The 16,295-nt window shown below is 64.7% G+C and carries 17 protein-coding genes; 7 read left to right on the forward strand and 10 right to left on the reverse strand.

From position 1 onward, the window contains the following. The first annotated feature begins 184 nt into the window (after nt 1-184). The gene (locus AC1DMS_RS00005) at nt 185-454 is read left to right on the forward strand and encodes a hypothetical protein (RefSeq protein WP_018904954.1); all 270 of its coding nucleotides are present in this window, start codon (nt 185-187) and stop codon (nt 452-454) included. Nucleotides 455-1,362: 908 nt separating this feature from the next. Here AC1DMS_RS00005 and AC1DMS_RS00010 read toward each other — a convergent pair. After that, nucleotides 1,363-2,226 (reverse strand): hypothetical protein, encoded by an 864-nt coding sequence (locus AC1DMS_RS00010; protein ID WP_015865882.1) that lies wholly within the window; start codon nt 2,224-2,226, stop codon nt 1,363-1,365. A gap of 209 nt (nt 2,227-2,435) precedes the next feature. Then, on the reverse strand, nt 2,436-2,801 hold the full coding sequence (locus tag AC1DMS_RS00015; protein ID WP_080515786.1) for a helix-turn-helix domain-containing protein: 366 nt from the start codon (nt 2,799-2,801) through the stop codon (nt 2,436-2,438). 171 nt (nt 2,802-2,972) lie between these two features. On the opposite strand from AC1DMS_RS00015, the gene AC1DMS_RS00020 reads away from it, so the two are divergent. Then, complete coding sequence (locus AC1DMS_RS00020; RefSeq protein ID WP_041945859.1) at nt 2,973-3,536, forward strand: helix-turn-helix domain-containing protein; 564 nt, start codon at nt 2,973-2,975, stop codon at nt 3,534-3,536. A 338-nt stretch (nt 3,537-3,874) separates the two neighbouring features. On the opposite strand, the gene AC1DMS_RS00025 is transcribed toward AC1DMS_RS00020, so the two are convergent. Beyond that, nucleotides 3,875-4,336 carry a DUF1016 N-terminal domain-containing protein gene (locus AC1DMS_RS00025; protein ID WP_080515784.1) on the reverse strand — a complete coding sequence of 154 codons (462 nt, stop codon included), beginning with the start codon at nt 4,334-4,336 and terminating at the stop codon, nt 3,875-3,877. A 451-nt stretch (nt 4,337-4,787) separates the two neighbouring features. Here AC1DMS_RS00025 and AC1DMS_RS00030 point away from each other — a divergent pair, with 451 nt between their 5' ends. The 5 genes from AC1DMS_RS00030 to AC1DMS_RS00050 all read left to right on the forward strand — a co-directional run bounded on the left by AC1DMS_RS00030 (nt 4,788) and on the right by AC1DMS_RS00050 (nt 7,827). Further along, a complete protein-coding gene (locus AC1DMS_RS00030; RefSeq protein ID WP_478180639.1) occupies nt 4,788-5,102 on the forward strand; it encodes an Arm DNA-binding domain-containing protein in 315 nt (104 codons plus the stop codon). Nucleotides 5,103-5,109: 7 nt separating this feature from the next. Beyond that, nucleotides 5,110-5,406: a type II toxin-antitoxin system RelB family antitoxin gene (gene relB / locus AC1DMS_RS00035; RefSeq protein ID WP_015865880.1), complete on the forward strand. Its 297-nt coding sequence runs from the start codon at nt 5,110-5,112 to the stop codon at nt 5,404-5,406. After that, nucleotides 5,393-5,680 (forward strand): type II toxin-antitoxin system RelE/ParE family toxin, encoded by a 288-nt coding sequence (locus AC1DMS_RS00040; protein ID WP_015865879.1) that lies wholly within the window; start codon nt 5,393-5,395, stop codon nt 5,678-5,680. Before relB ends, AC1DMS_RS00040 begins: the two co-directional genes overlap by 14 nt. A gap of 466 nt (nt 5,681-6,146) precedes the next feature. Beyond that, nucleotides 6,147-6,728, forward strand: a complete 582-nt coding sequence (locus AC1DMS_RS00045; RefSeq protein WP_478079944.1) for a hypothetical protein — start codon at nt 6,147-6,149, stop codon at nt 6,726-6,728. Between the two features lie 7 nt (nt 6,729-6,735). After that, nucleotides 6,736-7,827: a relaxase/mobilization nuclease domain-containing protein gene (locus tag AC1DMS_RS00050; protein ID WP_015865876.1), complete on the forward strand. Its 1,092-nt coding sequence runs from the start codon at nt 6,736-6,738 to the stop codon at nt 7,825-7,827. Between the two features lie 73 nt (nt 7,828-7,900). On the opposite strand, the gene AC1DMS_RS00055 is transcribed toward AC1DMS_RS00050, so the two are convergent. From AC1DMS_RS00055 to AC1DMS_RS00085, 7 genes are all read right to left on the reverse strand, one after another. Next, nucleotides 7,901-8,587, reverse strand: a complete 687-nt coding sequence (locus tag AC1DMS_RS00055) for a TraX family protein (RefSeq protein ID WP_478079945.1) — start codon at nt 8,585-8,587, stop codon at nt 7,901-7,903. Nucleotides 8,588-9,027: 440 nt separating this feature from the next. Beyond that, nucleotides 9,028-10,236 (reverse strand): LPD7 domain-containing protein, encoded by a 1,209-nt coding sequence (locus AC1DMS_RS00060; protein WP_015865874.1) that lies wholly within the window; start codon nt 10,234-10,236, stop codon nt 9,028-9,030. Nucleotides 10,237-10,303: 67 nt separating this feature from the next. Then, entirely contained in the window at nt 10,304-12,259 is a 1,956-nt protein-coding gene (locus AC1DMS_RS00065; protein WP_015865873.1) for a type IV secretory system conjugative DNA transfer family protein, read from the reverse strand. Next, nucleotides 12,225-13,373 carry a P-type DNA transfer ATPase VirB11 gene (virB11, locus tag AC1DMS_RS00070; RefSeq protein WP_015865872.1) on the reverse strand — a complete coding sequence of 383 codons (1,149 nt, stop codon included), beginning with the start codon at nt 13,371-13,373 and terminating at the stop codon, nt 12,225-12,227. The genes AC1DMS_RS00065 and virB11 overlap by 35 nt, the downstream gene beginning before the upstream one ends. Then, entirely contained in the window at nt 13,342-14,679 is a 1,338-nt protein-coding gene (gene virB10 / locus AC1DMS_RS00075) for a type IV secretion system protein VirB10 (protein WP_015865871.1), read from the reverse strand. Before virB10 ends, virB11 begins: the two co-directional genes overlap by 32 nt. Beyond that, nucleotides 14,676-15,518, reverse strand: a complete 843-nt coding sequence (locus AC1DMS_RS00080; protein ID WP_015865870.1) for a TrbG/VirB9 family P-type conjugative transfer protein — start codon at nt 15,516-15,518, stop codon at nt 14,676-14,678. Before AC1DMS_RS00080 ends, virB10 begins: the two co-directional genes overlap by 4 nt. Continuing rightward, nucleotides 15,515-16,237 carry a VirB8/TrbF family protein gene (locus AC1DMS_RS00085; protein WP_015865869.1) on the reverse strand — a complete coding sequence of 241 codons (723 nt, stop codon included), beginning with the start codon at nt 16,235-16,237 and terminating at the stop codon, nt 15,515-15,517. Before AC1DMS_RS00085 ends, AC1DMS_RS00080 begins: the two co-directional genes overlap by 4 nt. Between the last annotated feature and the right edge of the window lie 58 nt (nt 16,238-16,295).

Here is a 16,295-nt window from a genome sequence, read left to right on the forward strand (position 1 = left end):
TCCAGGTAGGCGAGACAGTCATCCTGACAGTCATCCTCCGTGGAAAACCAGTCCAGGAATTCATTCCAGGTCTGGGGGTAGTCCTTGCCCGCTGTCGGCGCTAATATCTGTACATCCATCCAGTGCTCTCTCAGTTGCTGGAGCTAAGAGGATACCCCTTATGAATATACAGTAGTATGTAGGCATGGAAAACGTGCCTGCAACTCTCTGGATTGCCGCCTGCGCGCATCGGCTGCAGCAGCAGTGGCACACCGTCGACCCGCTCGAGTTGGAGGATGTCGCCCGCGATCTGTGGCGCGACGCACGACTGCGAGCAATGCGGCCTGAAGAGGCTGCGGTGGAATGGCTGCGGCCGATCACCGATCGGGCCGGTTCGATCGGCCGGATGGCCGCCGGGCTGGAGGTGGATCTCGCTCGCCCGCCGGAGCGAAATTCTTCCCCGATTCTTCCCTGAGATTTCGGGGAGGCGCGATTGCCGGAGGGGAGCGAACGCGAGGGAGGCGGTGGCGCCGCGCGGACCCGAAGTCCCGTCCTTTTCTCCGCCGGCGACGGCGAGCAGGGTGCTCTTCTTGATTCACGCGTCCTTTGACCAGGCCCGCTGGAGCTGGTCGACGTTCACCTTGAACCCGATTGGCTCCTTCGGACCGGCCCCCTCGTCGTCTGGTCAGATCTGGTTGATGGGCTCGGCAGAGGCGCATAGGGTCGCGACGGTGGCAGCGGGAGGACCCGTCCAGGTAGGAGCACTTGAAACCTCCTGTCGCAGGCGGGGCGTTTCGGTTTGTCGGCGGGAGAAGCGCGGGGAGATCGATCGACTCGTCGATGTGTCCGGCATTGGCGCGACGATTTCTTCGCCTGGGGCGTGTCGGTCAAGGACATCGACCACATCGCCCCGGCCATCCCGCCTGACTGCTTCTTCTTCTTCGAAAAGCAACGCGGTGCGTAAGTCGTTGAGCCGCGTTCACCTTCGGCAAGCCACGAACAGCTTCTCCGCCGATGTTGGCATCCAGCGCTCCTTGACGATGACCGTGCCCGACCTGATTGACTTCCAGAAGGTGCAACGGCCTCAGTTCCTCGCTGTTCGAGCGCGGGATCTGAGCCCATCCCGGAGCATGTTGCAATAACTATGCATTTGGCAATAAATGACGAAACGTCGCTCTTGATTGCCGACGAAAAAGCCTCTGCCTTGAAGCCTGCGGCGATCGCTTCTTGTCGGTCGTGCGACAGGTGTTCGGGCAAGCGACGGATCAATGTGCAGGCCACGTCTCGGGGCAGGCATGCCGCCACCGGCGACCTGCGATGGCCGGTGCCTTGCGAGGCATTGGCATCCATGGCAATGAGGCATTGGCAGCGCACCCACGCCCGTCAAATCCCCCTCGTTCGAATCTTCATGCCCGACCGACGCAGCGCAAACACGCCTTCGAAGGTCCGGCACCACACGAGCTCCTGCGAGCTTGCGATGAGGCGTGCGGGCATTGGATGCCCGGCGCCCGGCGTCAGCAGCTCCGTCGAGAAGACGAACTCCCGCTCGGGCGGGGCCTTCGCGGACGCGTCCTTCCTGCCGGTTTCCTCCCTGGCGATGAAGGCCGCGAGTTCGCTGAAGCCCTGCGCGGCCTCCGCAGCGAGTTTGCGCTGAAGGTCTTCCGAGGGCCGGGCCAGGTCGTCGAGGCTGTAGGTCGAGGGCAACTGGTACATGTACAGGCCCGACCAGCGATCGGCCCCGCTGCCCTGTTCGAGCTGGACTGCCGCAGCCGCCAGCAGCCTGCCGCTGGGCGACTTGCTGATGGAGAGATAGGGGGTTGCGCCCGTGTGGGCTGGGCCGCCGACGTCGGCGAGCTCGAGCCCCTGCCGGATCGCCGCATCGAGGAACAACTGCCGCGGCTCAAGCCTGAGCTTGCCCTTCATGCGCGCCGCGTCGAGGCCGGTCTGGCTGTCGACCATGCCCATGTTGGCGAGCGCGCCCAGGGCACCGAACACCAGGCCGGCCGTCAGGCTGCCGCCCTGCGTCTGCGCGTAGACGATGGTCTTCGCCTCGTCGAGGTGGCGAGTGGCGTGCCGCGGCTCCTCCACGATCGCCGCATGCGCGAGCACGAACGTGGACGGTGCGCCCGCCGCGACGGGGCGATCCCTGTAGCTCGGCGGCGCCACGCAAGCTGTCAGGCCCGCCAGCGCCAGCAGCGCGCACACCCTCAGGGCGCGACGATGCGCGCGGGCCTCGAAACCGATCATGGCTTTTTCTCCTCGCTCCGTGGTCTGACAGGCCGCTCTTCGGCGGCGGGCGGATCATAGCCGCCGGGCCGCACGCAACCATGGCCGGCCGGTTCGCAAGCGCGCCAGCGCGCATGGAGGCCTTCGGCTTCGGTGACCCGTGGCGGCTGGGAGCTGAACGACGAGGCGTGTCGCCTGATCGATCGTCAACTTGCCCACTGAGAAAACCGTCAACGCAACTGCGAACGCCTGCTGCCGATGGCAAGTTTTAACTCGTGGGAGGCCTGATTGGCGCGACGCTTTCTGCCTTGCTCACCCATGGATGGCTCAACGACGTGCGTATTGCCTTGCAATAGATCCGGCACTGTCGTGTTGAGTGCGAATGCCAGTGTGCCAAGGGTCCACAACGATGGATTGGCCAACCCTCGCTCGATGAGCGATATGTAGGTCCGATCAAGTTCGCAGTCGAAGGCGAGTTCGGTCTGAGATCTATCCGCCTTGATCCGAAGTTCTTTGAGACGCTTGCCGAGTGCAATCGAAATAGGCTCCCTGTGCGGTGGAGCCTGTCGGTTCGATCTCTTGGCGGCAGTGGGCATACCCACTGACGATCTTTCTTTGCAGTCCTAGAATCGACGGCATATACACTGCATAGAAAACCTGTCATGGCTATCTATCAAGCGTCACCGCTGCCGACCGGGCGACCAGTGCGGATTCCCGCTTCCGCATTGCCCGCAAAAACACGCCGACCGGCACCTACTGCACGCAGCCTGTCGGCGACGCGCATCGGCGCGCAGGTGAGGGCGCTGCGCATGGCGGCCGATGTGTCAGGCGGCGAGCTGGCCAAGACCTCGGGGATTTCTGCCTCGATGCTGTCACGCATCGAGCGCGGTCTGGTCTCGCCGTCGGTGGAGACGTTGGAGCGCCTCGCTCAGGGCCTGCATGTGCCGACCTCCCGCTTCTTCAGTGATCAGGCGAGGCGCACCGACTTCTGCCATGTGCGCGCAGGACATGGTGTCCTGGTCGATCGCATCGGCGCGGTGGCGGACTACCGCTATGAGCTGCTGGGCCACCTGCTGTCGGGCAACCTGTTCGTCGAGCCCTACCTGGTCACATTGCTGCCCGGCGCCGATCCGTATGTGACCTTCCAGCATCCGGGTCTGAAGTTCCTGTACTTCCTGTCCGGAGAGGTCATGTACCGCTACGGCGGCAAGTCGGTGGCGGTAGGGGCGGGGGACTCGCTGCTGTTCGATGCGACCGCACTCCATGGGATCGAGGCCATTCAGACCCAGCCGGTCTCTTACCTGTCGGTGGTTTTCACGCTGCGGGAGTAGGCTGTTCTTGGTGGCACTGCCGTGCAGCGGGGCGACGCGGACGCCCCTTCGATGGCCCCCGAATTCGCTACGTGCCGAATTCACTTCTCTGTCCGGCTCTCTATTTCTCGGTGTTCGGCATGCCGAACATCGAGAAATTCTCGACAGCGAAGGTCTTCTGCTTGATGGAACCGTGAGGGAATTCATGCAGCGGCCGTGGGCTCGCTGTGCGAGCGGGATTGATGTCGGCTTCGGTAGCCTGGACGTGGCGATCGCAAGACGACCTCGAAACTTCGGAGGCAAAGTCCTTGTGCGGCTATGAGGGCAGCACGGAGGCCCATCTGCGATGCGAGGTGTTGTTACGCGTGTCCCACGCGCGGATCACAGTCGGCCAGCAGGTTGACATGACCCCATGGCACGGCCTCTGCCATTTCTCGCACAGCCCGTGCGAGTTCTGACTGGCTGGCGGCCGCCAGCGCTCTGGATCCCCAGCGGCACGGCGTGTCGCGCCCGCTTTCTCGCACAAGCTGTGCGAGAAACTCCGGCGCGGTGTAGGTCTCGTGGAACTGGCGCATGCGCCAGAGGCTTGCAGCGGAAAACCCTGCCGCCCCTGCGAAGGAAGCCTTGAGGTCGCGCGCGAGCCGATCGACTACTGCTTCGCCCCATACGCGGCGTGTCTGCTGCTCACGGATGGCTTGCCCGATGTCCCAGTACAGGCCCACCAGTTCGCGGCCGACAGCCGCGCACCGTCGATGCGACGTTTCAAATCCGCGACGAAGCCGGGGTAGGTCGAACGGACTGAGTACGGTGGAGGATGGAATATGGTGCCTTCACCGAGCATCGAGTCCGTAGGCGTCGTCGCGAGGCCTTCAACAACCCATGCGGCATAGGACTGCGTGAGGCCCTGTGCGGGGTTCGTGAACTTCTTTCAATTCATCAGCGCTTGGAAGGCCTGGGAATTGCATAGCAGCCTCTTGTAGATCATCTCGTCATTGGAATCCAGGCCACCATTTTTCTTTCCCCGTAGATCCCAAGCCAGCTTCAAGGCCCTTGTACATCAAGGAATTAGCCTGAAAAAGGCGGCTCAAGCGGCATCCTGATTCTCACGAAGTCCCGTTCTTGCGCGTACCCCACGGTGTACCCCAGACTGCTTTTCAACCGCGGCCGATCTTGGGTACACCATGGGGCAACTCAGCGAGCTTCAGAACAAGGCGGCAGCGCCGCGGGGACAAGGAGTATCTGCTGGCGGACGGCGACGGTCTCTACCTTCGCGTGCGGCCGACCGGCAAGGCGTGGGTCTATCGCTACAAGCGGCATGGCAAGGAGGCCAAGCTCGGCATCGGGCACTACCCGGTGGTGACGCTGGCGGCGGCGCGCAGAAAGGCGCGTGCCGAAGCGCCGAGGCACAACCGGCAGCCAACGCCCCGGCTTTTGGGCCCATCTGGGACGTCGGGACGGTGCAAGCTGCTAACGCTCTTTATCCGGCGCGGACCGCGAACTCGCTATGAAGGAAGGCTTGATGGCCCTTCATATTGCCACCATTTCGCATCTCAATTGAGATACAATTGGGCTCTACTTCAATACTGAGGCGACCGTGGCACAGACTTCAATGCTCCACGTCCGAGTGGACGATGACCTCAAGGCGCAGGCCACCGCCGCTCTGGCGAATGTCGGCCTGACCGTCTCTGACGCAATTCGCATTCTTCTGACACGCGTCACAAAGGAAGGGGGACTGCCGGCAGGGCTGGCGGTTGATGACTCTGCCCATGATGCGTGGTTTCGCGCGAAGGTTCGGGAAGCCTTGGAAGACCCCCGTCCGACCGTCCCTCACAAGCAAGTCATGGCTGAAGCACGGGACCTGATTGCCAAGAAGCGACGTGCTCGAACTTGAATGGCGCGAAGCGGCGCGCGTGGATCTGCTGTCCATCGTTGAGTACATCGCGCAGGACAACCTCGATGCGGCACTGGCACTCGTCACGGAGATCGAGGAAAAGGCCGAACAGTTGAGGGAGCAGCCTAAACTTTATCGGCCGGGGCGAGTCCGCGGGACACGCGAGATGGTGGTACGGCCAAACTACGTGGTCGTGTATTCGGAATCAATGATTGCCGTGACGATTCTGCGTGTCTTGCACGCTGCACAGATGTGGCCGCCCGCACGCCCCTGATGGAATGCCGTAGCCCGGATTGATGTTCGACTCGAGCTACACGGATCGCGTGTCCGCGCCCTGACAAGCTGACGCCAGGCCGTCACGTCGCGTCGGCCCTCAGGGGTGTTCTCTTCGTTCACCTCGCGCGATGGGCCTCTGGTCGGATGACCGGGTCGAGGCAAAGGCGGACGGCCTCCCCTTTGAAGTTGGCATGCTGAGCGCAAAGCCCGATCGCGCGTAGTCGCGGATGGCACGGCACATTAGCGCCCGGCAGATCCATCTCTCAGGTGCCTACCTCCGTCCTTCAATGTTCGGCATGCCGAACATTGATGGAGCGCTCAGAATTCCCGATCGATAGCAACGCGCTGGGAGCGGCGAAACGGCGAGGGGAGTTCGACGTTGGAATTCCGAGGGCAAAGTCCTTGTGCGGCTATTAGGGCAGGATAGACTGACGTCAGACATTGTTTACGGCAACGGCGTTGCAATGACCAAGACCTCTCGATCGAGCCGCGTGATCGCCACCCGGGTGCCGCCCGAGACGAGGGCGCGCTTCGCCGCGCTGGCCGCCCGTCATCATCTCAGTGCGTCGAGCCTTCTCGCGAAGATGGTCGACGAGGTCCTCAAGACTCACGGTGACATCTCGCCGGGCTCGGGTGCACAGCGATTCCCAGACGAATCGGAATCCCGCCCCGGCGCGGCGGATCGCCTCACGCTGCGGCTTCGCAAAGGCGATCGCGCGCTGGTGGCAGAGCGAGCCCGTGCCCGTGGAATGAAGACAGCCAGTTACCTCGCCCTGCTGATCCACAACCATGTGCGTATCGCGGCCGTGCTGCCGCCGAACGAACTGGACCAGATCAAGGTGACCGCCGCCCGATTGGCTGCGCTGCAACGACAGCTTGGAATGTTCGGCATGCCGAACACGCTGCCCGAGCCGGTGGCGTCGGACCTCAGCGAAACGATCGCGTCGGTCCGTCAGGAAGTCGAGGCGGCACGCGAAGCCACGGCCGCCCTCGTGCGCCGCAACCTGATCAGCTGGGAGACCGGCGCCGGGAGTGCCCGTGCCTGAACAGAGGATGCGCGTGGGCCGAAGCGGCCGCGGCCCGGCCGATGCGCTGCGCGACATGACCCTGGACATCGTCAGCTACGGTCGGCGTGGACCCGGCGGCCAGCTGCGCCTCGGCGCCGACCATATCGCGCAGATCCAGCGCACGGTGGGGCGTACGCCCGAGGTGATGGTGAAGGTCTCCGGCGGCGGACGGGATGTCGGGGGCGTCGAGGCCCATCTGCGCTACATCGGCCGGCACGGCAAGCTGCCGATCGAAACCGACGAGGGGCTGATGCCGCAGGGCCGGGGCGCTCCCAAGGAGATCACGGCCGACTGGCAGCTCGAGCTTTGCCGAAGCCAGTACAGACCGAGATCCGCTCCGGGGCAGAAAGACACGCGTGCGAAGCTGGTGCACAACATCGTCCTGTCCATGCCCGCCGGCACGCCGCCGGACAAGGTACGGGCTGCCGCCCGCGTCTTTGCGCGCGAGAACTTCGCGCTCCAATATCGCTACGCCATGGTGCTGCACACCGATCAGCCGCACCCGCATGTGCACCTGGTGGTCAAGTGCGAGCACGAGTTCGAGCCTGGCCAGCGCCTCTACATCCGCAAGGAGACATTGCGGCAATGGCGCGAGCAGTTCGCCGCACTGATGCGCGAGCAGGGTGTGGCGGCCAATGCCACACCGCGACAGGTGCGAGGGCAGATCCGCAAGCCGTACAGGGATGCGATCCATCACCGGCTCCGCGCGCTTCGGGCATTCGGGCAACTGCCGCCCGACGACCGAGCCAGGCATCGACCGCCGAGGACGTCGACCTTCATGCGCGCCAAGCTGGAGAGCCTGCTCCAGGCTCTGAGGTCGGGGCGAGGCGCCGCGGATGACGGACAAGAGAAAATGCGAAACACCCGGCGGGAGGTGGTCGCAGATTGGCGCGCCACAGCAGATGCGCTTCGAAGAGGGGGCGGGGCAGATCTTGCCGCCCAAGTGGATCATTTCGTCGAAAGAATGCCGGACATACAAACCGACTCACAGCGACTGGCCGACCACTGGAAAGAGCAGATGAAACGCCGAACTCCAGAACGCGGCAATGCTCAGCCGCCCGGAACGCGCACCCGGTGAACGCGACGCGCACTCGAACGCAGACCGACCCCATGCCGGGGCATTGGTTCGGTATCGGAGCACCCCCGCCAGGTCAATTTTCGGTGACGATCAACGCCAGTGCGATCAGCGAGAGGTGAATTGGATAGAAGGCGTAGAAGACCCACCGACTGCGCGGCAGCGGAATCTCGACCTGCCGAGCTCCCCAGATCAAGAGCAGGGCGGTCACTGCGGCGAAGTTGCCATTGATGGCAGTGAGTGAAGCCGTCGCCAAGGTCCACAACAGCATCCGCAGACCGTTGGGCCTGCGCAGGAACGCCCAGGAGCCTAGGCAGAAGAGCAGCGCCGGCCACCAGAACTCCACCATGGCGCCACCAACGAGGAAGGCGATCAAGGCCGTGCGGCGCGCGGCCCAGCCGTCCCGCTCCAGCAGCCAGACGATCAGCGTTGCCAGAAAAAGGGTGGCAAGGATGTTCAACGGCCACCAGCCGACCAGATGAACGAAAGCCGGCGTGGCCAGCAGCGCAAATATCGCCAGTCGCCTCATGACGCGCAGGTGCATGCCGCTCTCGAGCGCTCCGGGGCGTGCCAGGTTGACCATGAGCACGAAGCCGAAGAGCGGCATCGCCATGCGACCCAATGCGTAGAGAGCAGGGCTCGACTCATGCAGCAGATACTTGTTGACGTGATCGCCCGCCATGAGCAACAGACCGACCCATTTGAGCGCTTCGAGCGAGCCGTTCGAGACCGACCAGGCGCTCACCTGCGGCTGAGTTTTCACTCGGTTGCGTATCTGGAACCTTCGGGACATGGCGGCGGGACCGGTTGAATCCCTTGTGCATCAGGACGCTTGCCAAGCCATGCGACGCGGCGAGCACCGGCGTATGGCGTACAACCAACAAGCTCTCGGCATTGCGCTGTGCAGCCGAGGATGCGCGGTTGAGGGCGGTCGGCCTGAACGTCCATGCCTTTCACAGTGAACTTGTGCTGCTTCAAGGGCATAACGCGCGTTCGAGCAGACCGGCCCCATTCCTTGACCGGAGAGCGGGTGGCGGAGCAGGACCGAACAGCCTTCGCATCTCGGTGCCGAAAGCATCGGCCCTGCGACCTGGCGCCTCGGATGGTGTTTTCCGGCAGCGCAGGACCGGATAGGGGCGCGAACAACGCGCACGCAAGGCTGGACGAAAAGCTGCAAGCTTCAACCCCGGTTTCCAACGATTTCTAGACGCGCTCGCGGCTCAAATCCTCCTGGCTTCTGGCCGTGCGTTGGCGCGCATGCATGCGAGCGACGCGCGGGAGTCGATCCGGAAGGTGGATGGCGCGGCCTTGCGCCAGCGCCTCGGCGATCCGATCGCGAATCAGCTGTACGAGGTGCTGCTGGGAGGACGGATCGCTGGTCACACGCTGTGCGTACTGCTCGGCCAACTTGAGATCCGCTGCCGCCGTGGCCAGTTCGGGGTGCGGACCCTGGGCCGCATCGGACAGCAATTTCCCGGTGCGTATGCGCATGGCGTGGTGTTCCATCGCGCGAAGGTGATCGGATGTCTCGATGCTCCAGTGCGCACGCTGCGCGACAATTTTCTTTTCGCCGACCAGCTCGCCTTCCGCATTGCGGGTCGCCACCCGGACGTTGACCGGACGGGTGCCGTGCTGCGTGAGCACCACTTGGTCGCCGATGCGCGGTTGCGAGGTCGACTCTGCGAGGGCCCTCTCGAGGTCCGTACCCCAAATGGTGCGAGCCCCGGTCTCCACGCGAACGGTCACGTAGAAGGACATGCGCTGCGTTGGATCGAATTGATAGGGTGCGGCAGCGGCCGCCACGAACATCCCCCTGACTGGCGATCTTGGTCCTCCCCGTTCGAATCGGCGGTCTTGCGGTTCGTCCTTGTGCGGACGAAGACTGGCACTGGGATCGGCTTCGGCGGGTACGGCGCTGTGGTGCACGGTTGTTGCTTCGCGGTCCAGCGACGCAGGTATCGGACGCCGTCCATTCTCGTGCGACGGCGGGCCTCGTTTCTTCAACGCACGCTGGACGTGGAGGATTTCAGTCGGAGTCGGTTCGTAGCCTCGGGCCTCGATGCCTCGCAGCGCGGCTTCGTGCCACATGCCCTGGCGGAAGGTCTCGGTGCCTGTGAGTTCGATGACCCGCCAGCCGCGCGTTTCGGCGATCGCCACGACGCTGTGCAGCACCTCGCGGTTCTCGGTTCGCACGCGGAGACGGCCGCCGTCGTCGATGAACGCGAGGGTGCGGTCCGGGAAGAAGTAACGATTGTCGATGCGCAGGTAGCGGCGCTCGATGGCATCGGGCACACGGGTATGACCGCGGCCCGCAGCAGGCGCATCTCCCTGGATGGAGCCCACGCCATACCAAGGTTCGGTGCTCTCGATCCCGTTCGGCGCTTGGCTTCCGGAAGAACTGTCTGTGGACATTGCGGCTCCTTTCATGTGTGCTGTCAGGCAGGGTGACCCTGGCTGTCCAAACCGGTTCGATGTGGCATCAGTCCAGGATTCGCGCCATGAACTCATCGGCGTGGCGCTTCAGGTCCTCGTCGCTGAGCTTCTCCGTGGGAATCTCCACGTCGTCGAAGTCGAACGAGAAGTCGTCCAACTTCAAGTCGTCGTTCAATACATTGCTGGCTACGGCAGCGGCCTGCCGGGCCGTCGGCGCGGCGCCACCGTCCGGAGGCGTGGCGTTGGAGAGGGATCCGGGACCTGTGCCGGACGTGTCTTTCCTGTCATCGAGCATTGCCGCCGGCACGGTTGTGGCGGCGCCGCCGGGCTTATCGACGTTCAGCTTCGGCACCAGTGGTGGCGGCAGTTCGCGTGGGGCAAATAACCTGTCGCGAAAGTAGAGGATCCGATGCGCCAGCACCGGCCGCAGGCCTTCGTAGAACAGGATCATCCGGTCCGGTCCCAGTTCCTTGACCTCCTGGGGCAGCAGCAGGCGGCGCGGCTGCTCGCTGATGGTCACGGTGGGCTCCTTGTTCGCACCGCCCCACATCGGGCGGCTGATGTTCTTCTGTCGGACGGTGTAGGTCCCCAGCTCTCGCGAGATGGCCTCGGCGTCCTCGTACTCCTTGGGTGGGAACACGATGCGCGCCGCGAGCATCTTGCGGATCGACTTGGCGCCCTCGATACCGTACTTCTCGATCAGTTGCGAATTGGACTGGACGATGATTACGGCGCGCACGTTGTAGCCGGGCAGGAAGGCCGTGGAGTCGGCGATGACGGGAATGCGCCCGAGCGCCGGAAATTCGTCGAGCATCAGGAGCACCTGGTGGCGAAGCTCGGGATTGTTCTCGGGGAGTTCCCGCGTTTGCAGGCCGATCGCCTGCTGGAAGAACAGGTTCAGCAGCGGCTGCAGCCGGGCGATGTTGTCGGGGTTGATCTGGACATAGATCGAGATCGGATGCTTGCGCAGTGCCCTCAGGTCGAAATCGTTGGCCGAGGTGGTCGCATCGATCATCGGGTTGAGCCACAGGTCCAGGCGGCTGGTGAAGGTCTTGCGGATGCTGGAGGCCGTGGTCGGTGCCAAGTCGATCACGTCGTAGAGGCTCTGCACCGCTTCCTGCGACAAGGGATACCCGGCGCGCTCGCAGGCATCAATGACACGCTTCCAGTGTTTCTGAAAGCCCTCGGCATCGCTGGCCATGCCCTGGCGCAGGATCTCGCCCAAGGTGCGCGTGGCCCCTTTGGTCTCGAAGAGATAGAGGGCAATGCCCAGGAATAGAGATCGGGCCGAGGAGGTCCAGAAGGGATCGCCGGCCTGTGGATCGGGAAAGAGCATCGTGCCGATGCGCTGCAGATCGTCGATGCAGCGGTAGGGCGTCTCGGAGACATAGCCGAGCGGATTCCAGCGAGCCGAGCGCTCGCGCTCGGACAGGGGATCGAACAGGTGCACCTGCTGCCCATGGGCCGCACGGAAGCCGGCGGTGCGCATGAAGTTCTCGCCCTTGATGTCGCTGATGATGGCCGAGCCGGGCCAGTTCAGCAGATTGGGGATGACCACGCCGACGCCCTTGCCACTGCGCGGCGGTGCCTCGAGTGCGACGCCCTGCTGGCCGGGAAGCACCAGGTAGCGATTGCCGAGCCGCCCGAGGATGATGCCGTGCTCGTTCAGGAGGCCCGATCGCGCGATCTCGCGACGGCTCGCAAACCGGGCATTTCCATGCAGCGGCCGGCGGCGGGGCAGCATGGCAATTCCGACCAGACCGAGCATCAGCCCCTGGGAGCCGACCAGCGACGCAATGAGGACACGGCGCACGTCCGGCCGCTCGCCGTAGGCCTGCCAGTACTCGTGAAGGGTCAGCAGCGTGGCGTGCTGTGGCGGCAGATTCATCGCGAACAGGAACGCTTGGCCGGCGACGTACATGCCGACCAGCGCCGCGATCAGCAGCGCGACCGCGATTCTGAAGGGACTAGGCAAGCCTTCGTATCTTGGTGCCAGGGTCATACCAGATCTCCCGCACGCTACGCCGCAGCAGGCCGTCCCGGCGCTCTCGCGCACACTGCACGACGATGTCCACGCTCATCTGCGCCAGTTCCACGCCGTCGCGTGTGGTCATGCCGTGGCCCGCCTGACTGCGCTTCATCAGCTGCGCCAGCGCCACGAAGGCCATCTCCGCGCTGTCGGCGTGCACGCTGGTGATCGAGCCTGGGTGGCCGGTGTTCACGGACACCAGATAGTCGTAGACCTCTTCGCCGGTGCGAAGCTCGGACACGAACACCCGGTCGGGACGTTGCCGCTTGGCGCCGGCGAGCAGTTGGCCGGGCGTGACCTCGGCCTGCCCCTGGGCGCCTTGCGAATAGAAGAGTCTCACGTGGTTGGGCTGGTTGCGCAGCGACAGCTCCTTCACGTCCTCGATGGTGATCAGGCGGTCCTCGGACGGCACCTCGAGGATCAGCGCCTTGCCGACTGTGGTCTTGCCGGAGCCGGTGGCGCCGGACAGTAGGATGTTCTTGCGAAACTGGACGGCGCATCGCAGGAAGGGCACGAATTGCCGGCGTGCGAGGAGATCTGTCAGCTCCCTGTCTTCGGGTGACAGGGACGCCCGTTCAGATTGGCACGCCGGAGTCGGGGGAGCACTGCGCGTGGTCTCGAAGATGTGCAATTTCTCCAGCTCTTCGAGGGTCCAGAGCGTGTTCGAGGGGCGCCGGATCGTGATCGAGACGGTCTGGTCCAGGGTCGCGGGTGGCAGCACGATCTGGATTCTTTCGCCGCCCGGGAGGGTGGCGGACAGGAGTGGCTCGTTGGCCGAGATGCGCTGTCGCGTGAAATTGGCCACGAGCTTCGCGATCGACATGCACCAGTCGAAGCTCGCGAACGGCAACGTCTCGCACGTCCAGCCGGACTGCCGTTCCACGAAGGCTGCACCGGGCTCGTTGATGCAGATCTCGGTCACCGCGGGATCACCCAATAAGTGGCCGAGCGGACCGAGAAAGAGGGCAAGCGACGACGGCGGCTCTGCGGAGGCTCCGTCATGCGCGCGCGCCCGCGCCGGCTGCCGGTCGCCTGTGGTGGCGCCGGGCTCGCCATCAAGGGATGGCCGGTTCGGTTCGAAGCGCATAGACGCTCCTGAAATCCACATCGCGGGCGACCAGGATCTGGATCCGCTCGCCCTGGTTCTTGATCACGGTCGGCGGAATCGACACGGTGCTGCGCAGCACCTCCGTGATGACGTCGCGGCTGCCCTGGGGAGCGAGCACCACGCCGCCGCCGCTACCGACAGACGTGCCGCTTTGCTCGTGGGCGGCGATCGTCTGCATCGTGCCGTCGATCACCGAGATCAGGACCGCGGCACCGAAGCGATCCCAGAAATGGGTGTCGACGAAGCCGGGGAGGCCGCTGCGCCCCAATTCGTCGGTGCCCGGGGACGCCAGCTGGACCACGACGCCGGTCGGCGTGCGCGCTTCGTTCCAGACGATGAAGACGCGACCCTGTCCCTGTCGCGGCGTTCCACGCTGTTCGCCGACGTACTTGGTGCCACGCTCCAGCAGCACGACCTTGCCGTCGGCCCCGTAAACGTCGCTCGCGCCGATGCAGGTGGTCATGCCCTCATAGGTGGAATCGATGGCGGTTTCCAGCGTGCAGTCGATGAACGCGCCCTTGGGCAAAAGCATGCGCCGTGTCGGCAGGGTCTGGGCGACCACCGCCGGCGTCGGCGTGGGCCGAAGGCTGGCGGCGAGCTGACCGCCGCCGGGTGCCGCCAAACTGGCGTGGGGTGGCTGCAGCGCACCGATCAGCTGGGCCATGCTTGGCACGCCGCCGGCAGGCAGCATCGCCGGATCCGCGAGCGCGTGCGGCGTGGTGGCGCTGCGCGCCTGAGCGGCTTGGGCGCGCCGAAGCACCGGGGCGCCCAGCTGTCGTTCCAGTGCGATCTGCTCGGGTGTCTTCTGCGGCGGTCCCGTGTTGGCGCTGTTCGCCGGCGGTGGCGGCGGGGAGGGCGGAGCGGCGGTCGCTGCTGCTTCCGGCGCCGCTCTGGGCGGATTGATGCGGCCGAGCGGCGGAACCTTCATCTCGCCGCCGGCGCGCGCAGCCGCCGCCTTTCTCGCAGCCTCTTCGGCCTCCTGGGTCTTGGCATACCGGGTGTTGTAGTACCAGAACAGGAATCCGGCGCCCAGCAGCATGATCGCCGTCAGTGCCAGGAACCCGCTGATGCGCGACTGGATGGAGCGCTCGCGATTGACCGATGGAATGGCCCGCTCGCCATGGATCGTCGGGCGCTCGTCGGCTGCCTGGAACGCCCCGTCTCCCGGAGCTGCGGCTCGCTGCGCTGACAGGATCTCCCCGGTGTTCTGGTCGATCTCGGGCGCGTCGCCATGCTCCTGGGGATCGGTCCGGGACACGCGGCGGGGCTCGCTCATCCAGGTCATGGCCCATCTCCTGCCGTGATGCGCCGCACACCTGTTGCGCTGGTGTTGGTGGGGGTGCGCGCGCCGCCGCCGACGAAGGACCGGTTGATCACGCAACCGACCAGCCCGCCCCGCCGCAGCACGAAGCGGCGCGCCACGCGGTGAATCACTACCTCGTCCGCGTCGACGTTGAAGTTCAACAGCGATTCGGACCCGTCGTCGTTCTGGACGAACATCGCCGGGAAGTCGGAGCGCGTGTGGAAACGCAGACGCGTTTGCGCCCCGTCGTCGTGGGCGCTCACGGGCTTGAGCGAATCGCTGCCGCAGAACCAGTAGTCGGAGTTGCGTGGTCGATCGGTCGCCCCTTCGCTCATGCGCGCCTCGGCCCGGCGCCGTTCCTGATCCTCGGCTGCCTTCCGGACCTCGTCTTCCGGGTAGGTGAAACGTATCGAATACACCATGCGCCTGGCGGCAGTGCCTACCGGCGCGATGGAGGAGACGGTGTAGTCGAAATGATAGGCCCGCAGGTTCGTGAGGACCGTGAAGTTGGTCGCGGCGCGCGCTTCCTTGGGCTTGATGAAGAAGTGGTTGCGCTCGGCACCGATATCGAAGGCACCGTTGTCGCCGGAGCCGAGATTCACGAACTCCTCGCCTTCGGCAAACTGCAGATGGATCTGATAGCCCACGTACCCCTGCAAGCTGATGACGTCCGCCGGGTCGTAGGCGACCACCCGTACCCGGGCATCGACCTTGCCGACGGCCGGCACGGTCGCGGCTCGGCCGTACGGTGCGGCGAGCGCCAGAGTTGTCGCCAGTCCGAGCGCCAGCGGAAAGCTGCGGTACACGGGCCGGGGCTTCATCGTGCATCCTGCCTGACGGGTGCAACGCTAGCTGGCGCGACCTCGGGCTCGCGGCGGTATTCGACGACGCGAAAGCCCAGCGGGTTGAGCGAACGCACCTTGTTGTCCGCCGATGGCGGAACATAGGCGAACTCGATCGTGGAGACCCAGTGGCTGGTCTGCTCCTCCCCGGTGCCGCCTGCGCGCGTCGAACGGGTGAAGCGGACCTGTGCCAGCTTGTCCTTTCCGCTCTCCAGCTTGAGGAAGGTGACCGATTGCACCTGCGCGCGGATGGAAGTGCCGTCTTTGTAGACATTCAGAGGTGAGGCCGGGTTGTCGGCCGCCCACAAGGCCGCCCACTCCTGGTTGAGACGAGGCGAGTTTTGCGAGGCGACCAGTTCGTAGTCCGCTTCCGCGGTGCCGTAGAAATAACGCTCGCGCGCAATCACGTAGTTCTGCAGCAGGTTCCGTGTCACGACCTGCTCAATGTCGGTCGTGCCTTCGTAGGTGGGGACGATGTCGACGATGCCGCTGCTGCTGTCGACCCGAATGAGAACGGGAACCGGCTGCTTCAGCGGCGTGAGCCCGCTGACGGCGGCGACGGCGAGGATCGCGATCAGTGCTGCCGATGTGGCCACGGCCCAGGCGATCCCGGTCGATCGCTCCGCCCGACGCGCGCGGTCGAGTTCCCAGTTCTGGGCTTCGCGCAGGTAGTTCTCAAGGGAGCCGTCCCGACTCATTGACCGCTCCTGATGGGGAAACCCCGTCCGAGATGTTGATCGGTGTGAGTAGCCCTTC

This window comes from Variovorax sp. 05T418, from assembly GCF_056396385.1.